Consider the following 17,273-nt stretch of genomic DNA (forward strand, 5'->3'; position numbering starts at 1 on the left):
GATTCGTCTTAAAGCGCGGTGACCGACGCGCCGGTGTTGCGTCCCCGGGCGATCAGGAACTTCAGGGGGCCCGGCCGCTCCAGCATGCCCACGAGGGCGCGGGCCTCGGCCTCCGAGGGCACCAGGGCGAAGCCGGTGGGCCCCCAGGAGCTCTGGCCGTAGCCGGCGAGTCCGAAGTCGGCGACGGCGGCGAGCGCCTCGGCCACGGCGGGGCTGGCAAAGCGCCCGCCCTGGTGGGGCGCGAAGTGGTCGCCGATGAGCTGCTGGATCCGGGTGATGCCGGCGCCGAACCCGTCCGGCTCGGCCGTGACCGCCGCGGGCAGCACCTGCATCAGCACGATGCGGCAGATCTCGGCTGCCTGCGCCTCCGGGAAGCGCGGCAGTTCGCGGAAGGCCGCGACTTCGCGGGTGCCGTGGACGCCGGTCATCCCGGTGTCGAGGATCAGCACCACGCGCCAGGCCTCCGGATAGGCCAGCCGGGCGATCACCGGCGGCGGGTTTCCGTCGGGATCGCGGCCGCCATCGACGATGAGGCCCCCGTGCGTGAAGGCCGCGAGGCCGACGCCCGAGCGGTTTCCCCGGTCGAGGGCGTTGGCGAAGTCCTCCGGCGCGAAGGGCCGCCCGGCGAGGCCCGCCAGGGCGGCCGCCACGCTGAGCGCCAGCTGGGTGCCGGAGCCGAAGCCCGCATGGGCGGGAATCGCCGATTCGATCGTGAGCGCGGCGTGTCCGGCGATGCCGAGATGGCCCGCGGCCGCCAGCGCGTAGGCGGCGGCCCGGCGTGCCTCCGGCCCGGTCACGTCGAGGCGCTCGGCCGGCCGGGCGGTCAGGGTCACGGCGGGGGCGTCGAGGGCGAGGCCGATGCTGCCGAAGCGCCGCCCGAGGCCGCCATGCAGGTCGAGGAAGCCGAAATGCAGGCGGGCGGGCGCGTGCACGCGAAGGCCGGTGCCGGGTCCGCCCGGACCGCTCGGGATCCGCATCAGGTCGATCCCCTCCATCGCGCCCCGTCCTCCCCGCTCCAAACAGCCCCGTGCCCCGGCGGGCCGCCGATGCCGCGCCGCCGGCTTCTCCCACGGAGCGCCGACCCGTCGCAAGCGCGTCGGGCAAATCTCCCGCCGCCGTGTCGGGCGCTGCCGTGTCGGGGTCCCGATTCGCATCGCGCGGTTCAGGGGGGTGGCCTGCGAGGGGGGTTGCCTGGGGAGCGGCGCCGATGCAAACGTGCCGCCCCAACGACATGGACTGGCTCAGTCCCGCCGCGCGCGACGCCGAACACGGTGCGCGCCGGGCCCTCGATTTTCCAAGGTGCAACGCATGGCGGCCTGGGTGAAGGGTGGTGCGACGGATGCGGACGCGGCGGTGGAGGCCGCCGCCACGCTCCTCGCTTCAGCGCAGAATGCTGTCCTGGCGGGCCTCTGCGCCGAGTTGAGCGCGGTGCGCGCGGCCTATCATCTCGCCGACGCCATCGGGGCCTCCGTCGACCCCGTGGCCGGTCCGAGCCTCTACGCCGAGCTCGGTCCCTTGAGCCGCACCGGCGCCATGACGACGACGCCCGCCGAGGCCGTCGGCCGGGCCGACGCGGTCCTCATCGTCGGCAACGTCCCGTGGGATCGTCCGATCGTCCAGGACATCGCCGGGGCGCAGGCGACCCGGGGCCGCGCCGCCGGCTCCGAGCGAGTGATCCTGTCGCTGGGCGGCCCGCGCAACGGCGCCACCCGGCACGTGGCCTACCCGGCCGAGGCCGGCGGCCTCGCGGTCTCGATCGCGCACCTGCGCGCTTTCCTGAAGGGCAATCTCGGCGGCGAAGCGGCCTATGCCGATCTCGCCCGGCGGCTCAGCACCGCCCAGTACGGCGTCGTTCTCTACGACCCGGCCGAGACCGGCGAGCTCGGCGTCGAGATGCTCCAGGGCATGATCAAGGATCTCAACGAGGTCACGCGCTTCTTCGGGCTGCCCCTGTCCGACCCCTTCCAGGGCCGCGCCCTCCTGCAACTCGCCGCCTGGACCACCGGCCAGGCGCCCCGGGTCGGCTTCGGCCGGCACGTGCCCGAGCACGATCCCTGGCGCTTCGACAGCGCCCGCCAGATCGCTGCCGGCGAGGCCGACGCCGCCCTCTGGCTCGCCTCCCTCCCCGCCCCCCGTCCCGACTGGCTCGGCACCCTGCCGAGCGTCGCCATCGTGGGCGTCGGCAGCCCCGAGGCCGGCGGCGACGTCGCCGACGTGGTCTTCGCCGTGGGCGTACCGGGCGAGACCGCCGGCGGCAGCCTGTGGGACGAGCGCCGGGCCGCGATCACCTACGCGCCGGCTTCCGGCCCGACGGCCGAGCTGAGCGCGGCCGGCATCCTGACCGCCATCCAAGATCGTATCCAACAACGCCTCGGGCAGAAGAAGGGCGCCGCATGCTGATCCGGATTCACGGAGGCCGGGTCGTCGACCCGACGGCCGGCCGCGACGCGGTCGGCGAGGTCTGGATCGAGAACGGCCGCGTGGTGGCCGCCTCCGAGCGCGCGCCCGACCGGACCATCGACGCCACCGGCTGCGTGGTGATGGCCGGCGGCGTCGAGGTGCACTCGCACATCGCCGGCGGCAACGTGGTGATGAGCCGGCTGCTCCTGCCCGAGCTCTACGCCAGCGAGGCCGCCCCCGAGGGCCATCCCTTCGCCCATGCGGGCGGCTCGGCCGCCTGGATCGGCGCGAACTACGCGCGGATGGGCTACACCCTGGCGGTCGAGCCCGCGATGCCGCCCGCCAACGCGCTGGCCACCCAGCTCGAGCTCGCCGACATCCCGCTCCTGGACCGCGGCGCCCTGACGGTGATGGGCAACGACGACCACCTGCTCCAGCTCCTGCGGGCGCGCGAGGGCAAGGCGGCGGTGCGCGACCTCGTCGCCCTCTCGGTGGCGACCTCGCGGGGCCTCGGCGTCAAGTGCATCAACGCGGGCGGCGCCTCGGCCTTCAAGGACGGGATGCTGAAGCTCAGCCTCGACGACGAGATCCCGGTCTACGGCCTCTCCACCCGCAAGATCATGGGGGCGCTCCTCGACGCGGTCGAGGAGATCGGCGTGCCGCACCCGCTGCACGTCCACTGCAACAACCTCGGCATCCCGGGCGCCGACGAGTCCTTCGTGGACACCCTGGAGGCGGCGGAAGGGCGGCGCATCCACTTCGCCCACGCCCAGTTCTACGGCTACGGCGTCGCCGATCCCGAGAACCCCCTGACCGGCGGCTTCCGCTCGGCGGCGGAGCGCATCACGGAGGCCATGGAGGCGCACCCGAACGCGACCTACGACGTCGGCCAGGTCGCCTTCGGCCAGACCGTGACGATCTCGCTCGACATCCTGCGCCAGTTCGCGGGCCGCAAGGGCGCCAACCCGAAGAAGTGGATCCTCACCGCGGGCGACGCGGAGGGCGGCGGCGTGGTGCCGTTCCTCTACAAGCCGCGCGGACCGGTGAGCTCCCTGCAATGGGCGATCGGCCTCGAGCTGATGCTCCTGTCCAAGGAGCCGGAGCGCACCATCCTGACCACCGACCACCCGAACGGCGGTCCCTTCACCGACTATCCGCGGATCATCCACTTCCTGATGGACAAGGAGGAGCGCGACCGCGAGATCGCCGGCCTGCACAAGGTCATCGCCGAGCGCTCCGGCCTCTGCGCCATCGAGCGCGAGTACAGCTTCTCGGAGATCGCCCAGCTGACCCGCTCGGGGCCCGCCAAGCTCCTCGGCCTCGCCGATCGCGGCCACCTGCGCGAGGGCGCCCGGGCCGACGTCGCGGTCTATCGCGACGACCCGGATCGCACCGCCATGTTCGCCCGCGCCAAGCTGGTGCTCAAGGACGGCGAGACCATCGTGGAGGACGGCGAGGTCGTGGCCTGGCGCTCGGGCCGCACCCTGGAGCTCGCCGTCGAGTCCGACAAGGCGATGGTGGCCCGCTCCGAGACCTACCTGCAGGACCGCTTCGGCACCGGCCTCAAGAGCTTCGCGGTGCCCGACGAGGCCTTCCCGAAGCCGGATGTGTTCGCGGAGGTCGCATGTCGGACCTGAAGAAGATGTCGGGCCTGAAGAACATGTCGGGCCCGAGAAACATGTCGGGCCCGGGAAACATGCCGGCTGTGGACGGGCGTCGCGTAGGGATGGGTGACTGAGATGACGGACCTCACCCTCAACGGCATTCCGGTGATCGACACCTTCGCGGAGGCGTTCGACGTCGCCGGAACGGCGATCATCATCACCAACGACACCCCCAAATGGGCGATGATCGCCGCCACCGTGATGACCGGCTTCGCCACCTCGGTGATCGGCTGCGGCGCCGAGGCCGGGATCGACTGCGAGCTCTCCCCGGAGGAGACCCCGGACGGGCGCCCCGGCGTGCGCGTGCTGCTGTTCGGCTTCGAGCCGAACGGCCTCAAGGACCAACTCCTCAAGCGGGTCGGCCAGTGCATCCTGACCTGCCCGGGCACCGCCTGCTACGCGGGCGTCGACGGGCCGACGAAGATCAAGCTCGGCGGCGCGATCCGCTACTTCGGCGACGGCTTCGCCGTGGCCAAGCGCCTGACCGACCCGGTGACCGGCAAGGCCCGGCGCTACTGGCGCATCCCCGTCATGGACGGTGAGTTCCTGTGCGAGGACTTCGTCCGCGCGGTGGACGGGGCCGTCGGCGGCGGCAACCTGCTGTTCCTCGGGCGCAAGCACGCCGACACTCTCAAGGTCGCCGAGATCGCGGTCGAGGCCGCCCGGGCGGTGCCGGGCGCGATCCTGCCCTTCCCGGGCGGCATCGTCCGCTCCGGCTCGAAGGTGGGCGCCCGCACCAAGGGCATGATGGCGTCGACCAACGACGCCTATTGCCCGACCCTGAAGGGCCGGGCCGGGACCGAGCTCTCGGCCGAGGTCGGCGTCGTGCTGGAGATCGTGATCGACGCGCTGACCTCCGACGGCGTCGCGGAGTCCATGCGCGCCGCCCTGCACGCGGCCACCGAGGCCGGGGCCGCCCACGGCCTCGTGGCCGTCACGGCCGGCAATTACGGCGGCAATCTCGGCCGCCACCATTATCACCTGAAGAACCTGCTCTCGAAGGAGCCGGGCAGCGAGGCTGGAGCGGCATGAGCACCCTCACCCTGCGCCAGGAGCCGCCGGAGCGGCTCGATCTCCTGCACGTCACCCCGCTGTCCCTGCGCGGCCTCAGCGAGGCCGAGGCGGCCAGGCTCCCCGTCGGCACCGGCCGGCGCGGCCTGACGCTGGGCGACTGCTTCACCCTCGCCCTCGACGGCTCGGACGACCTCGTCATCGAGGGGGGCTCGTCGCGCCTCGACCGGGTCGGCGCCGCGCTCAGCGGCGGCCGCATCCGGGTGGTCGGCGATGTCGGCCAGCGCCTCGGCGCGGGCATGCAGTCGGGCTCCGTCACCGTCACGGGGTCGGCCGGTCCCTTCGCGGGCTCGGGCGCCACCGGCGGCACGATCACGATCGAGGGCGATGCCGGCGATCACGCGGGCGGCGCGGTCTACGCCGCCAAGGCGGGCCTCGACGGCGCCACCCTGGTGATCCACGGCGCCGCCGGGGACTATCTCGGCGACCGCATGCGCCGCGGCCTGATCCTGGTGGGCCGGGCCGGCGCCTATGCGGGCGCGCGGATGATCGCCGGCACCATCGCGGCCATGCACCTCGGCGACCATCCGGGCTTCGGCATGCGCCGGGGCACCATCCTGGCCGGCGGCGTCGGCGCGTTGAGCCCGAGCTTCGTCGAGACGGGCACGCACGATCTCGTGTTCCTGCGCCTCCTGGCCCGCTCGCTCCGGCCCCTGAGCCCGGCCCATGCCGACCTCGCGGCCGGGGCGCTCACGCGCTACTCGGGCGACCTCGCGACCCTGGGCAAGGGCGAAGTGTGGGTGGCGGCGGCCTGAGGCCGGCCCCGCCCGCGCGGGCCCGGAGGATCCGTCCCCCGGGCTTGCACAATCCTCCCGATCGGACGACCATCGTCGGCCGCGGGGTGGCACCATAGTGCCGGATGCCCCGCGCCAGTCCCGCGCGAACCCGGCGTCCCCATGCTCATCCTGCTCTCGATCTGCCTCCTGTCGCAGCCCTCGCAATGCCGCGAGGACAAGATCGACCTCTCCTACGAGGCGCGCAGCCCCTTCATCTGCCTGCGCAATTCCCAGAGTGCCATCGCCAAGTGGCAGGAGGAGCACCCGGAATGGCACGTCACCCGGTGGCGCTGCGCCGTCCGGGGCAGCCAGCCGCGCGATCTCTGAGGGTCGGCGCCGGGCGCGGAACGACGCTGTGCTTGCGGCCGGGGCGGCCCAAAGCCTAGAGATCCTGACGGCTCCCCGGTGACGCCAAGATCGCCCGAGCCGTCAGACAGATCAGACGCGCACGCAGGGCCGGTGGTCCGCGGGGATGTCTGGCGGCGGGATCGGGAAGAACTGGCAAGACCATGCTGGCCACGTCAAACCGGATGCGACGGCGCGCCTCGGATCGCCTGATCACGCCGCATGGCGGTTTCGGGCGGCCGGCAGGCATCGTAGTGGCAGTCACCACGGCGGCAAATCCATGCGCTCGCTGAAGGTCCGGTTCGCGCTGCTCCTCGGCGCCACCGCGCTCCTCGTCGTGCTGGCCGCCCTCGGGGTCCTCGCCTCGATCAGCGCGGCCGAGCGCACCATCGACCGGACGCTCGCCGCCCAGGGCCGGCTCGAACTCCTCGTCGAACTGTCGGGGCGCATGACCCAGTACGGCCTCGCCGCCCTGGAGGCGGTGAGCAACCCGGACGCGCAGCCGGAGGGCCTGGCGGTGGCGCGCACCAACGTCGACCGCGCCCTGGTGGCGGTGGACGAGGCCCTGGGGCGTTCCATTGCGTCCAGCGACGACCCCCTCGACCGCACCCAGTACGCCGCCCGTACCCGGCCCCTGGCACAGCTGCGCGCCGCCCGCGCGGTCCTCGACCGGCAGGTGACGCAGGTGCTGCGGCAGTCCGAGGACGAGTCGCGCAAGGCGGCGATCCGGGGGGCCCTGAACGGTTTCGGCGCCATGACGGGGCAGCCCCTGTCCTTCCTGATCGAGGTGGAGCGGCGCTCGATGATCGCCGGCTCGGACGCGGCGCGCGCGCTCTCCAGCACCCTGCGGGTCGCCTCGCTGGCCGCGGTGGCGGGGGCGCTCGCCATCGTGCTCCTGCTCTACCGGGCGGTGACCCGTCCGGTGCTGGCCCGGATCGAGGCGGTGCGCCGGGCCGCCAGCGCCGTCGGCCGGGGCGAGCTCGACACCCGCCTCTCGGTGGCCACCCGGGACGAGCTCGGCCTGCTGGTGGCGAACTTCAACCGCATGGCCGCCCGCCTCGCCCGGCGCGAGGGCCGGCTCGCCGCCGACCGCGCGGCCCTGGAGGACACGGTGGCGGCCCGCACCCTCGACCTGCGCGCCGCCAATGCCCGGCTGGAGGCGGTGGATCGCTCCCGCCGGCGCTTCTTCGCCGATGTCAGCCACGAGCTGCGCACGCCCCTGACGGTCATCCTCGGCGAGTGCGACATCGCGGCCCGCTCGGCCGGGCGGCAGGTTGACGTCACCCCCGTCTTCGCCACCATCCGCAAGCGCGCCCTGCGCCTGAAGCGCCGGGTCGAGGACCTGCTGCGCGTGGCCCGCTCCGAATCCGGGCAGATCGAGCTCGACCGACGCCCGGTGGGCGCGGGGGAGATCCTGGCGGAGGCCGTCGACGGCATGGCCTCGGAGGCCGCCCGCCGCCGCGTGGCGCTGAGCCTCGATCCGGCCGAGACCGACCCGAGGCTGCTCGCCGACCGGGAATGGCTGCGCCAGGTGGTCGAGAGCCTGATCGACAACGCCCTGCGCCACGCCACCGGGCTCACCCGGGTGGTGGTCGCCCTGGCGCGGGCGGACGGGGGGCACGCCGTCGTGACGATCACCGACGACGGGCCGGGCTTCCCCGACCTCGGCGACGGCCTGTTCGAGCGCTTCCGCCGCGACAGCCCCACGGGCGAGGCCGGCTTCGGCATCGGACTGGCCCTGGCGCGCTGGGTCGTGGAGCGTCATGATGGCACCATCCGCCTCGGGGCGGGTCCGGGCGGGCGCGGTGCGCAGGTCGCCCTCGACCTGCCCGCGCTGCCTGCCAGCGACGCCGAGCATCCCCCCTCGCCTCACCCGACGGGCGCCCAGGAGACCGTGGCATGACGCGCGTACTGATCGTCGAGGATGACAGCGACATCCGCGCCATGCTCGCCCGCGGCCTCGAGGCGGAGGGCTTCTCCGTCGGCGTCGCCGGACGGGTCGACGACGCCCTCGCGGCCGCCCGCGCCGAGGCGCCCGAGGCGGTGGTTCTCGACATCACCCTGCCGGACGGCTCCGGCCACGACGTCTGCCGGTCCCTGCGCGAGGGCGGCTATCCGGGGCCTATTCTCTTCCTCTCCGCCCGGGACGAGGTCCGCGACCGCGCCGAGGGCCTGGCCCTCGGGGCCGATGACTACATCGTGAAGCCCTTCGTCTTCGACGAGCTCCTGGCCCGCCTCCAGACTCACCTGCTCCGCCGCAAAGCCTCGGAGGAGCCCCGCACCCTGGTCACGGCCGGCAAGCTGATGCTCGACCTGACCGTCCGGCAGGTGGGCTTTGCGGATGCGACGGCGCGCCTCACCCCGCGGGAGGCCGAGCTCCTCGCCCTGCTGATGGACAACGCCAACCACCCGGTCTCGCGGGGCGACATCTTCGACAAGCTCTGGGCCGGCCAGGGCGGCCTCTCGCTGAATGTCGTCGATGTCTACGTGGGTTACCTGCGGACCAAGCTGTCCGACTTCGTCCGCCTCGGCGGCCCGGTCATCGTCACGGTGCGGGGCCGGGGCTTCATGCTGGACCTGAAGGGACAGGATTTCCGGCACTGAAACGGGCACGCCGCGTTAACGCCGGTCGCGGATTCGCGGGGGTGGACGGGAGAAACCGGCAATTTAGCGCTTGAACTGCCGGGCTAAATTGTCGATACCAGCGCGGCGACAGAAATCACTGCGCCGTCAGTGTCTTACGATCTTCTTAGAGGCGATCGGGATGCTGCTGACGTTCAGAAGAAACTTTCAGGAGAAACACCATGACCTGGGCTGCCCCCATCGTTTCCGAGATCTGCGTCGGCATGGAAGTCACCAGCTACGAGTCGGCTGAGATCGACACCTTCAACTAAGTTTCGCCGAACCCGAGGGTCCCAAGGCAGCGTCGGTTCCACCATGCATGTCCTGATCCTCGGTTCAGCCGCGGGCGGCGGCCTTCCCCAGTGGAATTGCCGCTGCCCGATCTGCGCCCTCGCCCGCGAGGACGAGACCCGCGTCAGGCCGCGGACTCAGTCGAGCATCGCCGTCTCCCCCGATGGAGAGCGCTGGCTCCTGGTGAACGCCTCCCCCGATATCCGCCAGCAGCTGTTCGACAATCCTGCGATGCACCCGCGCACCGGATTGCGGCACTCGCCGATCCACGCCGTGCTGCTGACCAACGGCGACGTCGACCACGTCGCCGGCCTGCTGACCCTGCGCGAGGGCCAGCCCTTCACCCTCTACGGCACCGCCGGGATCCTCGATTCGGTCAACGCCAACCGGGTGTTCGACGTGATGGCGGCGGGCGTCGTCGCCCGCGAGCCGATCGCCCTCGACCGGCGCTTCGAGCCGGTGCCGGGCCTGCACGTCACCCTGTTCGCGGTCCCCGGCAAGGTGCCCCTGTGGCTCGAGGACGAGACCCTGGAGATCGGCGCCGAGACCGAGACCACGGTCGGTGCGATGATCGAGGCCGGCGGGCGCCGGCTCGCCTACATTCCGGGCTGCGCCCGCGTCACCGCGGATCTGAAGGCCCGCATCGCCGGGGTCGACGCCCTGCTGTTCGACGGGACCGTTCTCCTCGACGACGACATGATCCGCGCCGGTGTCGGAACCAAGACCGGCTGGCGCATGGGCCACGTGCCGATGACCGGCGCGGGCGGCTCCATCGCGGCCCTGTCCGACGTCGCGATCGGCCACCGCGTCTTCGTCCACATCAACAACACCAACCCGGTGCTGGTCGAAGGGTCCGACGCGCGGCGCGAGGTCGAGGCCGCGGGCTGGACCGTGGCCCATGACGGTTTGACGCTGACCCTTTCGTGAGGCGTCCATCTGGCAGTTTAGTGCCGACGACATACATTGTGTCCGATTGAATTGCGTCGGTGCGCCCGCGGCCTTCACGGGGCGCGGCGCGATTGATAAGAAAAGTTCCTAAAACCGCTCCACGCTGATCCGCGAGCCACGCCATGACCGCGCCCTTCCCCACCCCGAAGACCGACGAGGCCCAGCGCCTGCTCTCGCCCGAGGAGCTGGAGGCGGCCCTGCGCGACATCGGTGCGCGCCGCTACCACAACCTGCACCCGTTCCACCGCCTGCTGCACGACGGCAAGCTCAACAAGGATCAGGTCCGGGCCTGGGCGCTGAACCGCTACTACTACCAGGCGATGATCCCGGTGAAGGACGCCGCCGTGCTCGCCCGCATGACCGACGCGTCCCTGCGCCGGGTCTGGCGCCAGCGCATCGTCGACCATGACGGCGACGCGCCCGGCGACGGCGGCATCGAGCGCTGGCTCAAGCTCGCCGAGGGCGTGGGCTTTGCCCGCGACTACGTGGAATCGACCCACGGCATCCTGTCGGCCACCCGGTTCTCGGTCGATGCCTACGTGCACTTCGTCAAGGAGCGCTCGCTCCTCGAGGCGATCGCCTCCTCGCTGACCGAGATGTTCTCGCCGACCATCATCTCGGAACGGGTGGCCGGGATGCTGAAGAACTACGACTTCATCACCAAGGACACGCTGGCCTACTTCGACAAGCGCCTGACCCAGGCCCCGCGCGACGCGGACTTCGCCATCGCCTACGTCAAGGAGCACGCCACCACGCCGGCCCTGCAGCGCCAGGCGATGGACGCGCTGACGTTCAAGTGCAACGTGCTCTGGACCCAGCTCGACGCCCTCTACTTCGCCTACGTCGCCCCCGGCCTGATCCCGCCCGACGCCTGGACCCCCGGCACCGGGCTGGTGCCCGAGCCGGCGGTGTCGCAGGCGGCCGGGACCGGCACCCTCACGGCGCAGGACGTGCCGCGCCTGCCCCGCGGCGTGCGCCTGCGCCACGACGCCGTGCGCAACCAGCACGTCCTCCTGGCGCCGGAGCGCACCTTCGATCTCGACGCCAACGCGGTGGCGGTGCTCGAACGGGTCGACGGGCAGCGCAGCGTGCGGGACATCGCCGTCCTGCTGGGCGAGACATTCACGGCGGACCCCGCCGTGATCGAGGCCGACATCCTCGTGATGCTGAACGATCTGGCCACGAAACGGGTCCTAGAGCGATGAACGCGATCACGCCGAACGCCCCCACCCTGCCGGCCCCGGTCGGGCTCCTCGCGGAGCTCACCCACCGCTGTCCCCTGCGCTGTCCCTACTGCTCGAACCCGCTCGAACTCGACCGGCGCTCGGGCGAGCTCGACACCGCGACCTGGCAGCGGGTGCTGACGGAGGCGGCGGGTCTCGGCGTGCTGCACGTCCACCTCTCGGGCGGCGAGCCGACGGCGCGCAACGACATCGTCGAGATCACCGCGACCTGCGCGAAACTGGGACTGTATTCCAACCTCATCACCTCCGGGGTCGGGGGCGCCCTGCAGAAGCTCGACGCGCTCTACGACGCCGGCCTCGACCACGTGCAGCTCTCGGTGCAGGGCGTCGATGCGGCCAATGCCGAGAAGATCGGCGGCCTCAAGAACGCGCAGCCGCAGAAATTCGCCTTCGCCGAGCGGGTGACCCAGCTCGGCCTGCCGCTGACGCTGAATTCGGTGATCCACCGGGGCAACATCCACGAGGTCGAGGGCTTCATCGACCTCGCGGTGAAGCTCGGGGCCAAGCGCCTGGAAGTCGCCCACACCCAGTATTACGGCTGGGCCTACGTCAACCGCGCCGCCCTGATGCCAAACAAGGCCGAGGTCGATCGCTCGATCCGCATCGTCGAGGCCGCCCGTGAACGCCTGAAGGGCCAGCTCGTCATCGATCTCGTGGTGCCCGACTACTACGCCAAGTACCCGAAAGCTTGCGCCGGGGGCTGGGGCCGCAAGCTGATGAACGTCACGCCCCAGGGCAAGGTGCTGCCCTGCCACGCGGCCGAGACGATTCCGAACCTCGAATTCTGGTACGTGTCCGACCATTCGCTCGGCGACATCTGGGCAAATTCGCCGGCCTTCACGGCCTATCGCGGCACGGACTGGATGAAGGAGCCCTGCCGCTCCTGCGATCGGCGGGAGAAGGATTGGGGCGGCTGCCGCTGTCAGGCCCTGGCGCTCGCCGGGGATGCGGCGGCCACCGACCCGGCCTGCTCCCTCTCGCCGCTTCACGCCAAGGTGCGCGATCTCGCCACCGAGGAGGCGGCGGAGACGCCGCCCGACTACGTCTATCGGACCATCGGCAGTAACGTGCAGCCCAATGTGCGTACGCCGCTGAATGAGGAAGCGCCGCTTTGAAGCCCGTCACACTTGCCGCGTTCGTGATGCTCGCGGGTGCTCCCGCGCTCGCCCAGACCGCGCCCCCGGCGCCCGAGACGCCCGCCGTCACCAAGGCCAACACCGCGACCGCGCCCAATGCCGCGGACCTGCTCTTCGAGCAGCCGCAGATGAAGAACGTCCCGCCGGGCTCGAAGCTGACCTACGATTACCTGCGCCGCAGCGGCATCTCGAAGGGTCCGTTCGGGCCGCCCCTGAACGACACGATCAAGCTCGGGGTCGAGCCCGGCAACGCCGCGGACAACCGCAACATCCGGGTGGAGATGTTCTCCGGCGCCAACCGCTTCCCGGCCGGCCCGTTCGAGGACATGCCCGGCAACCCGGTGATGACGCTCTTTCTCGAGCATCACCTCATGGACCTCGCCCGCGTCCTGATGGCGAACCCGCGCTACATCAAGAACGCCATCCGCAAGGGCCTGCGCGACAACGCCACCGTGACGGCGACGCAGATCGACTACAAGGGCCGGAAGGTCGACGCCTGGCGCATCGAGACTCAGCCCTTCGTCGACGACAAGATGAAGGAGCGCATGCGCGGCTTCGAGAACCTGAAATACACCTTCGTCACGTCCGCGGCGGTACCCGGCGAGCTCGTCTCGATCGAGGCCCAGTCCAAGAACACCGACGGTGGCGAACTCCTGCAGGAGAACCTGACCTATGATCCGAACGCTGGTTAAGCGTCTCCCGCGCCTCGCCGTCGGCGCCTGCGCCGCGGCTCTCCTGGCGGGTGCGGCGGGTGCGGCCGAGCCCGAGAACGACTATCCCACCGAGGCCCGGGCCGATTACATCTTCGGCTGCATGGCGGCGAACGGCCAGTCGCGCGAATCCCTGTCGCGCTGCTCCTGCTCCCTGGACGCGCTCGCCTCGCTCCTGCCCTACGACAAGTACGTCCAGGCCAGCACCGTGCTCTCGCTGCGCCAGGGCATCGGCCAGCGCACCACCGCGTTCAAGTCGACCAAGGTCTTCGACGACCAAGTGGCCGAACTCCGCCGGGCTCAGGCCGAGGCCGAGATCCGCTGCTACCGCGGCGGGACCTGAGCGGGCTTCCCGGAGGTCGCAGCGTCGCCGCCCCGAGGCGGCGGCGCAGGACCGGTCTCCGTTCGTCGCCGGCCCCGGCATGGGCGTTGCTCCGATCCGGCAATGCGTTCAAAGACAGCGGCATCCCGGCCGCGGACGCGCCCCGGACGCGCCCGCCTTCGAACCCGAGCATCCCGTGCCCCCAGACCTGCCGGCTCCGCTGACGACGCTCCTGCCCGATCTCGGTCGGCGCGTGCTCGTGATGGGCATTCTCAACGTCACACCCGATTCCTTCTCCGATGGCGGCCGTTTCGACGATGTCGCCGCCGCCCGTACGCAGGCCGAGGCCCTGGTGGCGGAAGGCGCGGCCCTGGTCGATATCGGCGGTGAATCCACCCGCCCCGGCCACGTGCCGGTCTCGGCCGAGGAGGAGCAGGCCCGGATCCTGCCGGTGATCCGCGACCTCGCGCCCCGCCTGCCCGTCCCGATCTCGGTGGACACCTACAAGGCCTCCACCGCCCGGGTGGCGCTGGCGGCCGGCGCCCGCATCGTCAACGACGTCTGGGGCCTGCAGCGGGAACCCGATATCGCCCGGGTGGCCGCCGACCACGGCGCGCCCGTGATGATCATGCACAACCGCGAGACCGTCGATCCCGCCATCGACATCGTTGCCGACATGCTGCGCTTCTTCGAGCGCTCGCTGGCCATCGCGCGGACCGCCGGCCTGCGCGACGGCGACATCGTGCTCGATCCCGGCATCGGCTTCGGCAAGAGCTGGGCGCAGCACCTCGAGGCCCTGCGGCGCCTGCCCGAGATCGTGGCCCTCGGCTTTCCGGTCCTCGTCGGCGTCTCCCGCAAATCCCTGCTCGGGCGCCTGCACGACGCCGAGACCAAACCGGTGGACCGGCTCTTCGGCTCGATCGGCAGCCACGTTCTCGCCGCCACCCTCGGGGCGCAGATCGTGCGCGTCCATGATGTCCGGCCGCATGTCGATGCCCTGCGGGTGGTCGACGCCGTGATGGGACGATCCGCATGAGCGACCGTATCCTGGTCGACCGGATCGCGGTCTTCGCCTTCCACGGGCTCCTGCCGGAGGAGGCCCGCCTCGGTCAGCGCTTCTACGTCTCCCTCGATGTGCGCCTCGACCTCGGGGCGGCCGGGCGCTCCGACGACGTCGCGCACACCGTGAGCTACGCCGACCTGACCGAGATCGTGACCCGGATCGCCACGCAGCGGCGCTTCGCTCTGATCGAGGCCCTGGCCGAGGCCATCGCCGGCGAGATTCTCGACCGGCACCCGCCCATCACCGAGATCCGGGTGCGCGTGGACAAGCCGAGCGCGCCGGTTCCGGCGGTGATCGACGGCGTGGCCATCGAGATCGTGCGCCGCCGCGAGGCCGTCCGATGAGCGGCGCATCGGCCTGGCACGCCGCCTATCTCGGCCTCGGCAGCAATATCGGCGACAAGGCGGCGACCCTGGCCGATGCGGTGGCGCGGCTGGCCGCCACGCCGGGCATCCGCGTCAACGCGCGCTCGTCGGACTACCGCACCCCGCCCTGGGGCGACACCGATCAGGACTGGTTCCTCAACGCCGCGATCGGGATCGAGACCAGCCTGACCCCGCACGAACTCCTGGAGGCGGGCCTCGCCATCGAGGCGGCCATGGGCCGCGTGCGCGAGCGCCGCTGGGGCCCGCGGGTGATCGACATCGACGTGCTGTCCTACGAGGGCGCGGCGATCTCGGATGCGCGTCTCGTGCTGCCGCACCGCTTCGTGCGCGAGCGTGCCTTCGTGCTGGTGCCCCTGGCCGAGATCGCCCCCGCCCTGCGCATCGGGCCGGAGACGGTCACCGAAGCGCTGGCCAAGCTCGACGCCAGCGGCATCGAGCGGGTCTGATCAGGGCCGGATCTCCCTTCGCGTGTGGATGTCGACCGGGTGCCTAACGCGCTGCCATCTCGTCATCGGTGATGCGCACGGGCTTTCGGTGCTGGTGGATGCCGCCGAGCATGAGCACGCACGAAACGACGATGGCGGCGGTGGATCCGATCCGCCGCCGCCATCGTGGTTTCCTCAGCCCTGATCTTGCCCGCGAGCGTCGCGGGCAAGATCAGGGGCTGGGTGCGTCGAGGAGCTTGTTGCCCTCTTCCTCCAGCAACGGCACGTCGAAGTCGCGCAGCACCTTTTCGATGTCGGCGCGGCGCTTGCGCAGGATCGTGTTGAGGGTGCGCTTCCAGTCGTTCTCTTCCAGGCGGACCCCGAGGGCGATCCGGAAGGTGAGCGGCGGCCGGTCGGGCTCCTGCAGCAGCGGCACCACCGTCATCGGCACGCCGCTCTGCTTGGCGAGCCAGCCGGCGGCCGGTCCCCAGAGGATGGCGGCATCGATGCGCTTCTCGGCGAGGTCGGCGATGACTTCGGCCGAGACGGTCTGGTGCTTGCGCGCCGGATCGAGCTGGTAGGGTGCGTAGGCCTTCATCGCGCTGACGAGACCGACTTCGCCCATGCGGTTGACCGGGGGCGTGCCGCCGATGACGCCGATGGCCGTGCCCTTCAGCTTGGGATCGTCGAGGCGCGTCACCCCGTCGAACTCACCCGTGCGGGTGACCAGCGTGTAGGCGGAGCGGTAATAGGGGTTCGAGTGCTGGACGAGTTCCCCACCGGCAGCCGAGCCGATGATGATGTCGCAGAGGCCCGTTCCGAGGGTGTTGCGGACGAAGCCCGGACCCTGCGTCAGCCAGTAGTACCGGATCTTGACCTTGAGCTCGTCGGCGATGATCGCCGCGATCTTGTTCTCGAACCCGTCTTCCTTGCGCTCGGAGAACGGCATGTTGCCGGGATCTCCGCAGACCCGCAGGGTGTCCGTGGTCACGAGGTCGGGCAGCGACTGCGCCGCGGCCTCTCGCGCCCCTGCCGAGATCAGCAGGAGCGCGAGGGCGAGACGTGTCCGGGTGCGTGAGCGCGCCATCAGCCGCCCAGGCACTCCTTCTCGGCCGTCTTGGCGGCCTCGGGCTTGTCTTCCTTGTCGCTCGGACGGACGCGCGGCATGGCGCCGGAGGCCCGGGCCTTCAGGTAGACGTACAGGTCGTCGGCGTAGCACATGACGTTCTTGTTGTCGCCGAAGGCCGGCATGACCTTTTCCTGGCCCGCCTGCGTGTCGCGCTTTCCGCCGGCGAGGATACCGATGAACTCCTCGTAGCCGATCGTCTTCAGCGAGTCCTTCAGCGCAGGGGCGTAGGTCGAACCCATGGCGTCGGGGCCGTGACAGACATGGCACTCGGCGTGATAGCGACGGTAACCGGAGTAGGCGTACCAGTCGAACTTCTTGCCATCGTTGGTGATGTGGAAGGTCGGGTGACCTTCGGCGTCCTGATACTTTCCGTCCTCAACCTTCACGGCTGCGAACTTGTCGATCAGCTTGGAATCTTTCTCGGGCGCATTCGGATCGAGCTGATTGGCCAGGGCCGGATCAGCCTTCTTCGCATCCTGGGCCTGGACGGCGAGGGTCGAGACGGACGCAAGGGCGATGGCCGCCACGAGAGGACGGATGGCGGCTTTGCTGATGATATGCAACGACGTTTCTCCCAGGAACTCCACGTCGGCTGACGAGCCGCGTGTTTCACATCTTGTTCTTCCAACTCTAATCACAAAGGTGCCGGCGCGGAAACCCGCGCCGGCACCCCTGGCCTTACCGTAACGTGCGACCGATTAGTTCGGCAGCGAGAAGACGGTCAGCTGACCACCAAGGTTG

The 17,273-nt window shown here is 71.0% G+C and carries 19 protein-coding genes; 16 read left to right on the forward strand and 3 right to left on the reverse strand.

Annotated elements, in window-relative coordinates:
• Nucleotides 1-8 precede the first annotated feature (8 nt).
• A complete protein-coding gene (locus tag ASF58_RS10885; protein WP_244477277.1) occupies nucleotides 9-995 on the reverse strand; it encodes a beta-ribofuranosylaminobenzene 5'-phosphate synthase family protein in 987 nt (328 codons plus the stop codon).
• A 313-nt stretch (nucleotides 996-1,308) separates the two neighbouring features.
• Here ASF58_RS10885 and ASF58_RS10890 point away from each other — a divergent pair, with 313 nt between their 5' ends.
• The 16 genes from ASF58_RS10890 (at nucleotide 1,309) to folK (ending at nucleotide 15,424) form a co-directional block, all read left to right on the forward strand.
• Nucleotides 1,309-2,400, forward strand: coding sequence for a hypothetical protein (locus tag ASF58_RS10890; protein WP_055951528.1), 1,092 nt, complete (start codon nucleotides 1,309-1,311; stop codon nucleotides 2,398-2,400).
• Nucleotides 2,394-4,037 carry a formylmethanofuran dehydrogenase subunit A gene (locus tag ASF58_RS10895; protein WP_055951532.1) on the forward strand — a complete coding sequence of 548 codons (1,644 nt, stop codon included), beginning with the start codon at nucleotides 2,394-2,396 and terminating at the stop codon, nucleotides 4,035-4,037. Before ASF58_RS10890 ends, ASF58_RS10895 begins: the two co-directional genes overlap by 7 nt.
• A 102-nt stretch (nucleotides 4,038-4,139) precedes the next feature.
• Nucleotides 4,140-5,096 carry a formylmethanofuran--tetrahydromethanopterin N-formyltransferase gene (gene fhcD / locus ASF58_RS10900; protein WP_055951535.1) on the forward strand — a complete coding sequence of 319 codons (957 nt, stop codon included), beginning with the start codon at nucleotides 4,140-4,142 and terminating at the stop codon, nucleotides 5,094-5,096.
• On the forward strand, nucleotides 5,093-5,890 hold the full coding sequence (locus ASF58_RS10905; RefSeq protein ID WP_055951538.1) for a formylmethanofuran dehydrogenase subunit C: 798 nt from the start codon (nucleotides 5,093-5,095) through the stop codon (nucleotides 5,888-5,890). The genes fhcD and ASF58_RS10905 overlap by 4 nt, the downstream gene beginning before the upstream one ends.
• 141 nt (nucleotides 5,891-6,031) lie before the next feature.
• On the forward strand, nucleotides 6,032-6,238 hold the full coding sequence (locus ASF58_RS10910) for a hypothetical protein (protein ID WP_055951540.1): 207 nt from the start codon (nucleotides 6,032-6,034) through the stop codon (nucleotides 6,236-6,238).
• 298 nt (nucleotides 6,239-6,536) lie between these two features.
• Complete coding sequence (locus ASF58_RS10915; protein WP_055951543.1) at nucleotides 6,537-8,159, forward strand: HAMP domain-containing sensor histidine kinase; 1,623 nt, start codon at nucleotides 6,537-6,539, stop codon at nucleotides 8,157-8,159.
• Entirely contained in the window at nucleotides 8,156-8,860 is a 705-nt protein-coding gene (locus ASF58_RS10920) for a response regulator transcription factor (protein ID WP_055951546.1), read from the forward strand. The genes ASF58_RS10915 and ASF58_RS10920 overlap by 4 nt, the downstream gene beginning before the upstream one ends.
• Nucleotides 8,861-9,060: 200 nt before the next feature.
• Nucleotides 9,061-9,150: a pyrroloquinoline quinone precursor peptide PqqA gene (pqqA, locus tag ASF58_RS10925; RefSeq protein WP_055889187.1), complete on the forward strand. Its 90-nt coding sequence runs from the start codon at nucleotides 9,061-9,063 to the stop codon at nucleotides 9,148-9,150.
• 43 nt (nucleotides 9,151-9,193) lie between these two features.
• The gene (gene pqqB, locus ASF58_RS10930; RefSeq protein WP_055951549.1) at nucleotides 9,194-10,096 is read left to right on the forward strand and encodes a pyrroloquinoline quinone biosynthesis protein PqqB; all 903 of its coding nucleotides are present in this window, start codon (nucleotides 9,194-9,196) and stop codon (nucleotides 10,094-10,096) included.
• Between the two features lie 143 nt (nucleotides 10,097-10,239).
• Nucleotides 10,240-11,322 carry a pyrroloquinoline-quinone synthase PqqC gene (gene pqqC, locus ASF58_RS10935; protein WP_055951552.1) on the forward strand — a complete coding sequence of 361 codons (1,083 nt, stop codon included), beginning with the start codon at nucleotides 10,240-10,242 and terminating at the stop codon, nucleotides 11,320-11,322.
• On the forward strand, nucleotides 11,319-12,476 hold the full coding sequence (gene pqqE, locus ASF58_RS10940) for a pyrroloquinoline quinone biosynthesis protein PqqE (RefSeq protein ID WP_055951555.1): 1,158 nt from the start codon (nucleotides 11,319-11,321) through the stop codon (nucleotides 12,474-12,476). Before pqqC ends, pqqE begins: the two co-directional genes overlap by 4 nt.
• A 26-nt stretch (nucleotides 12,477-12,502) precedes the next feature.
• Complete coding sequence (locus ASF58_RS10945; RefSeq protein WP_055951601.1) at nucleotides 12,503-13,189, forward strand: hypothetical protein; 687 nt, start codon at nucleotides 12,503-12,505, stop codon at nucleotides 13,187-13,189.
• Nucleotides 13,170-13,550, forward strand: coding sequence for a hypothetical protein (locus ASF58_RS10950; RefSeq protein WP_055951558.1), 381 nt, complete (start codon nucleotides 13,170-13,172; stop codon nucleotides 13,548-13,550). The genes ASF58_RS10945 and ASF58_RS10950 overlap by 20 nt, the downstream gene beginning before the upstream one ends.
• A 241-nt stretch (nucleotides 13,551-13,791) precedes the next feature.
• Nucleotides 13,792-14,565 carry a dihydropteroate synthase gene (gene folP / locus ASF58_RS10955; RefSeq protein ID WP_244477280.1) on the forward strand — a complete coding sequence of 258 codons (774 nt, stop codon included), beginning with the start codon at nucleotides 13,792-13,794 and terminating at the stop codon, nucleotides 14,563-14,565.
• Complete coding sequence (folB, locus tag ASF58_RS10960) at nucleotides 14,562-14,936, forward strand: dihydroneopterin aldolase (RefSeq protein ID WP_055951571.1); 375 nt, start codon at nucleotides 14,562-14,564, stop codon at nucleotides 14,934-14,936. The genes folP and folB overlap by 4 nt, the downstream gene beginning before the upstream one ends.
• Nucleotides 14,933-15,424, forward strand: a complete 492-nt coding sequence (folK, locus tag ASF58_RS10965) for a 2-amino-4-hydroxy-6-hydroxymethyldihydropteridine diphosphokinase (protein ID WP_055951575.1) — start codon at nucleotides 14,933-14,935, stop codon at nucleotides 15,422-15,424. The genes folB and folK overlap by 4 nt, the downstream gene beginning before the upstream one ends.
• Before the next feature lie 211 nt (nucleotides 15,425-15,635).
• Here the strand turns inward: folK and xoxJ are convergent, their stop codons facing one another.
• Nucleotides 15,636-16,490, reverse strand: coding sequence for a rare earth element methanol dehydrogenase accessory protein XoxJ (xoxJ, locus tag ASF58_RS10970; protein WP_055951577.1), 855 nt, complete (start codon nucleotides 16,488-16,490; stop codon nucleotides 15,636-15,638).
• The gene (locus tag ASF58_RS10975) at nucleotides 16,490-17,095 is read right to left on the reverse strand and encodes a c-type cytochrome, methanol metabolism-related (protein WP_156375633.1); all 606 of its coding nucleotides are present in this window, start codon (nucleotides 17,093-17,095) and stop codon (nucleotides 16,490-16,492) included. Before ASF58_RS10975 ends, xoxJ begins: the two co-directional genes overlap by 1 nt.
• Between the last annotated feature and the right edge of the window lie 178 nt (nucleotides 17,096-17,273).

The sequence above is a fragment of the Methylobacterium sp. Leaf125 genome, assembly GCF_001423085.1.
Classification (GTDB): Bacteria; Pseudomonadota; Alphaproteobacteria; order Rhizobiales; family Beijerinckiaceae; genus Methylobacterium.

Bases quoted from the DNA above. Each gene is read 5' to 3' on its own strand.
- ASF58_RS10885 (WP_244477277.1), bottom strand. From the start codon at position 995: ATGGAGGGGATCGACCTGATGCGGATCCCGAGCGGTCCGGGCGGACCC.
- ASF58_RS10890 (WP_055951528.1), top strand. From the start codon at position 1,309: ATGGCGGCCTGGGTGAAGGGTGGTGCGACGGATGCGGACGCGGCGGTG.
- ASF58_RS10895 (WP_055951532.1), top strand. From the start codon at position 2,394: ATGCTGATCCGGATTCACGGAGGCCGGGTCGTCGACCCGACGGCCGGC.
- fhcD (WP_055951535.1), top strand. From the start codon at position 4,140: ATGACGGACCTCACCCTCAACGGCATTCCGGTGATCGACACCTTCGCG.
- ASF58_RS10905 (WP_055951538.1), top strand. From the start codon at position 5,093: ATGAGCACCCTCACCCTGCGCCAGGAGCCGCCGGAGCGGCTCGATCTC.
- ASF58_RS10910 (WP_055951540.1), top strand. From the start codon at position 6,032: ATGCTCATCCTGCTCTCGATCTGCCTCCTGTCGCAGCCCTCGCAATGC.
- ASF58_RS10915 (WP_055951543.1), top strand. From the start codon at position 6,537: ATGCGCTCGCTGAAGGTCCGGTTCGCGCTGCTCCTCGGCGCCACCGCG.
- ASF58_RS10920 (WP_055951546.1), top strand. From the start codon at position 8,156: ATGACGCGCGTACTGATCGTCGAGGATGACAGCGACATCCGCGCCATG.
- pqqA (WP_055889187.1), top strand. From the start codon at position 9,061: ATGACCTGGGCTGCCCCCATCGTTTCCGAGATCTGCGTCGGCATGGAA.
- pqqB (WP_055951549.1), top strand. From the start codon at position 9,194: ATGCATGTCCTGATCCTCGGTTCAGCCGCGGGCGGCGGCCTTCCCCAG.
- pqqC (WP_055951552.1), top strand. From the start codon at position 10,240: ATGACCGCGCCCTTCCCCACCCCGAAGACCGACGAGGCCCAGCGCCTG.
- pqqE (WP_055951555.1), top strand. From the start codon at position 11,319: ATGAACGCGATCACGCCGAACGCCCCCACCCTGCCGGCCCCGGTCGGG.
- ASF58_RS10945 (WP_055951601.1), top strand. From the start codon at position 12,503: ATGCTCGCGGGTGCTCCCGCGCTCGCCCAGACCGCGCCCCCGGCGCCC.
- ASF58_RS10950 (WP_055951558.1), top strand. From the start codon at position 13,170: ATGATCCGAACGCTGGTTAAGCGTCTCCCGCGCCTCGCCGTCGGCGCC.
- folP (WP_244477280.1), top strand. From the start codon at position 13,792: ATGGGCATTCTCAACGTCACACCCGATTCCTTCTCCGATGGCGGCCGT.
- folB (WP_055951571.1), top strand. From the start codon at position 14,562: ATGAGCGACCGTATCCTGGTCGACCGGATCGCGGTCTTCGCCTTCCAC.
- folK (WP_055951575.1), top strand. From the start codon at position 14,933: ATGAGCGGCGCATCGGCCTGGCACGCCGCCTATCTCGGCCTCGGCAGC.
- xoxJ (WP_055951577.1), bottom strand. From the start codon at position 16,490: ATGGCGCGCTCACGCACCCGGACACGTCTCGCCCTCGCGCTCCTGCTG.